Annotated in this window: 3 protein-coding genes; 1 reads left to right on the top strand and 2 read right to left on the bottom strand. The window is 76.5% G+C overall.

The genetic code is table 11. The features are described 5' to 3' along the window. The first annotated feature begins 222 nt into the window (after positions 1–222). The gene (gene hemW / locus IHE55_RS30300) at positions 223–1,455 is read left to right on the top strand and encodes a radical SAM family heme chaperone HemW (RefSeq protein WP_197988443.1); all 1,233 of its coding nucleotides are present in this window, start codon (positions 223–225) and stop codon (positions 1,453–1,455) included. Positions 1,456–1,758: 303 nt separating this feature from the next. Here hemW and IHE55_RS30295 read toward each other — a convergent pair whose 3' ends face one another. Further along, on the bottom strand, positions 1,759–2,580 hold the full coding sequence (locus IHE55_RS30295; RefSeq protein WP_197988442.1) for a DUF3097 domain-containing protein: 822 nt from the start codon (positions 2,578–2,580) through the stop codon (positions 1,759–1,761). A 46-nt stretch (positions 2,581–2,626) separates the two neighbouring features. After that, positions 2,627–3,433: an MBL fold metallo-hydrolase gene (locus IHE55_RS30290; protein WP_197988441.1), complete on the bottom strand. Its 807-nt coding sequence runs from the start codon at positions 3,431–3,433 to the stop codon at positions 2,627–2,629. Positions 3,434–3,587: the final 154 nt, after the last annotated feature.

Raw genomic sequence — 3,587 nt, 5'->3', positions numbered from 1 at the left:
AGGCCTCCGTCGCGGGGCCCGTTTCCTCCCGTGCCCGGGCCCCTTACCGCGGGCCGCGTTCCTCCCGCCCGGACCGCGTACCTTTCCACCCGGCCCCCGTCGCACGGCACGGCCCGAGCCTCCGTGGCGCGGGCCGCCGCCGCGCCGCCCGGTTCCGGTCCCGGGCCGCTCGCCCGCGGACGGCGGCCCGGGGTGCTCGGGCGATGCCGGACAATGGGACGTATGCCTTCCGTACTGCCCGATGGTGAGCCCGTGCCCGACGACGGGGCGCTGCCCCGCCACGCGCTGGACGGCGCCGCCGGGCGGCCGCTCGGCTTCTACCTGCACGTCCCGTACTGCGCGACCCGCTGCGGCTACTGCGACTTCAACACCTACACCGCCGGTGAGCTGCGCGGTTCGGGTGGCGTCCTGGCCTCGCGGGAGAACTACGCCGACATCCTCGCCGAGGAGGTCCGGCTGGCCCGGAAGGTGCTCGGCGACGACCCCCGCCCGGTGGAGACCGTCTTCGTCGGGGGCGGTACCCCCACCCTGCTGCCGGCCGCCGACCTCGGCCGGATGCTCGCCGTGATCAGGGATGAGTTCGGGCTCGCGGACGGCGCGGAGGTCACCACCGAGGCCAACCCGGAGTCGGTGGACCCCCGGTACCTCGACGAACTGCGGGCGAGCGGGTTCAACCGGATCTCCTTCGGCATGCAGAGCGCCCGGCAGCACGTGCTGCGGGTGCTGGACCGCAGCCACACGCCGGGCCGGCCGGAGGCGTGTGTGGCCGAGGCCCGTGCCGCCGGCTTCGAGCACGTCAACCTCGACCTGATCTACGGCACGCCGGGCGAGAGCGACGAGGACTGGCGCGCCTCGCTGCGGGCGGCGCTCGGCGCCGGGCCCGACCACATCTCGGCGTACGCCCTGATCGTCGAGGAGGGCACCCAGCTGGCCCGGCGCATCCGCCGCGGCGAGGTGCCGATGACCGACGACGACGTGCACGCCGACCGGTATCTGATCGCCGAGGAGATGCTGTCGGCCGCCGGGTTCGCCTGGTACGAGGTCTCCAACTGGGCGACTTCCGAGCGGGGCCGCTGCCACCACAACGAGCTGTACTGGCGGGGCGCGGACTGGTGGGGCGCGGGCCCCGGTGCGCACAGCCACATCGGCGGCGTGCGCTGGTGGAACGTGAAGCACCCCGGCGCGTACGCCCAGGCGCTGAGCGAAGGCCGTTCGCCCGGCGCCGGCCGCGAGGTGCTCACCGCGGAGGACCGCCGGGTGGAGCGCATCCTGCTGGAACTGCGCCTCGCCGACGGCTGCCCGCGCGACCTGCTCACCCCGGTGGGTGACCGGGCCGCGGCGCGCGCGGTGCGGGACGGACTGCTGGACCCCGGGGCGTACGAGACCGGGCGCGCGGTGCTGACGCTGCGCGGGCGGCTGCTGGCGGACGCGGTGGTGCGCGACCTGGTGGACTGACGCCAGGCTGATGCCACCTCCGGGGCCGGCCGTTACGTGCCACCTCACGCGCCCCGGACACCGCCTGCCACGGCTGCCGGCTCGCCCGGGCCCGCCTCGGTCTCCTGCCCTGCCCTGCCCTGCCCCGGCCGGGCCGGGCCGGGCCGGGCACGGCGCCGTGCGCGGCGCGGCTGCCGGCCGGTCCCGCCGAGGCCGGCGGCCCCCGCCGCTCGGTGCCGCCCGGTTCCAGGTGACGGCGGGCCCCGGCCGGGTCACCGGCCCCGAGGGCCCGCCGGTCGGTGCACGGCTTCCGTCAGGTGCGGGTCAGGGCACCGTCACGTGGTCGATGAGCCGTTCCACCGCCCCCAGCAGCTCCGGCTCCAGGTCGCGGTAGGTACGGACCGCGCCCAGGATGCGCTGCCAGGCGGCGCCGGTGTTCTCCGGCCAGCCGAGCGCCCGGCAGACGCCGGTCTTCCAGTCCTGGCCGCGGGGCACGGACGGCCAGCCGGCGATCCCCAGCGACGACGGCTTCACCGCCTGCCAGATGTCGATGAACGGGTGGCCGACGATCAGCACGTTCTCGTCGGTGACCTCGGCCGCGATGCGGGACTCCTTGGAGCCGGGCACCAGGTGGTCCACCAGGACGCCCAGCCGCGCGTCCGGCGTGGGGGAGAAGGAGCGGACGATCTCCGGGAGGTCGTCCACGCCCTCCAGGTACTCCACCACCACGCCCTCGATCCGCAGGTCGTCGCCCCAGACCCGCTCCACCAGCTCGGCGTCGTGCCGGCCCTCCACGTAGATGCGCCCGGCGCGCGCCACCCGGGCCCGTGCGCCGGGTACGGCGAGCGAGCCGGAGGCGGTCAGCCGGGGCCGGGCCGGCGCGGCGGCGGCCGGGCGGACCAGGGTGACCACCGTGCCCTCCAGCAGGAAGCCGCGCGGCTCCATCGGGAACACCCGCTGCTTGCCGAACCGGTCTTCCAGGGTGACGGTGGGCCCCTGGGCCGTCTTCTCGCAGCGGATCACGGCGCCGCAGAAGCCGGTGGTGATCTCCTCGACCACCAGATCGGTCTCCGCCGGGACCTCGGGCACCGCGGTCCGCCGCTTCCACGGCGGGGTCAGGTCGGGGTCGTACTGTTGGCTGCGCACCGGCCGACGATACGAAAAAACGGCGGATCGCGGTGGCGGGTGGGGATCACGACACGCCGGGACCGGCCGCGGGCGGAGCGGCCTCGCCGGCGGGTCCGCCGCCCTCCCGAGGGCCCCCGGACGGTCCGGCCAGTTCGTCGCGCTGGGCCCGGACGAAGGCGGCGTCCACCACCGCGCCGTGCCCGGGCACGTACCGGGCCTCCTCGCCGCCGAGCGCCAGCAGCCGGTCCATCGCCGCGGGCCAGCGGGCCGGCACCGCGTCCGGCCCGGCCTGCGGTTCGCCGGACTCCTCCACCAGGTCCCCGCAGAACACCACCGGCACCGGCCCGGGCACCAGCACCGCCAGATCGTGCCCGGTGTGGCCGGGGCCCACGTTGGCGATCACCACCCGCCGGCCGCCGCCGAGGTCCACGGTGAGTTCGCCGGAGACCAGGTGGTGCGGGGTCACCAGCAGCTCGGCCGCCTCGGCGGCGGTGGCCGCCGGCACGCCGTGGCGTTCGGCGTCCCCGCGCAGCTCGTCCCGGCCACGGCTGAGCACCCCGTCCATGCCGACGGCCGCGTACACCTCGCAGCCGGTGAAACCGGCGGCACCCATGACGTGGTCGAAGTGCGGGTGGGTGAGCACCACATGGGTGGGCCGCCGGCCGAACAGTCCGGTGATCTCGCGGTACAGCGCGGCGCCGTCGGCCGGGGTGGCGCCGGCGTCCACCACCAGGACCCCGTGGTCGCCGGCGACCACGCCCACCGTCTCGTCCCAGCCGGGCATCCGCCGCCGCGCCACCCCGGGGGCGAGATGTTCCCAGCCGTCCGGTGCCACGGCTTCGGCGCCGCTCTTCTTCACAGTGCTGTCCATGGGCCGACGCTAGCGCCCGGGGCCCGGCAGCGCGGGAGCGGCGGTACGCCCGCCGGGGGCCCCAGGCGCCGGCCGGAAGCGGAACGCCCCGCCGGCCGGAACCGGAGGGCTCCGCCGCGGGAAAGCGGAGGGCACGCGGTCCGGCGAAACCGGG

It is taken from the genome of Streptomyces pactum, from assembly GCF_016031615.1.
Taxonomy (GTDB): domain Bacteria; phylum Actinomycetota; class Actinomycetes; order Streptomycetales; family Streptomycetaceae; genus Streptomyces; species Streptomyces pactus.
This window is presented reverse-complemented; position numbering and strand designations above follow the sequence as displayed.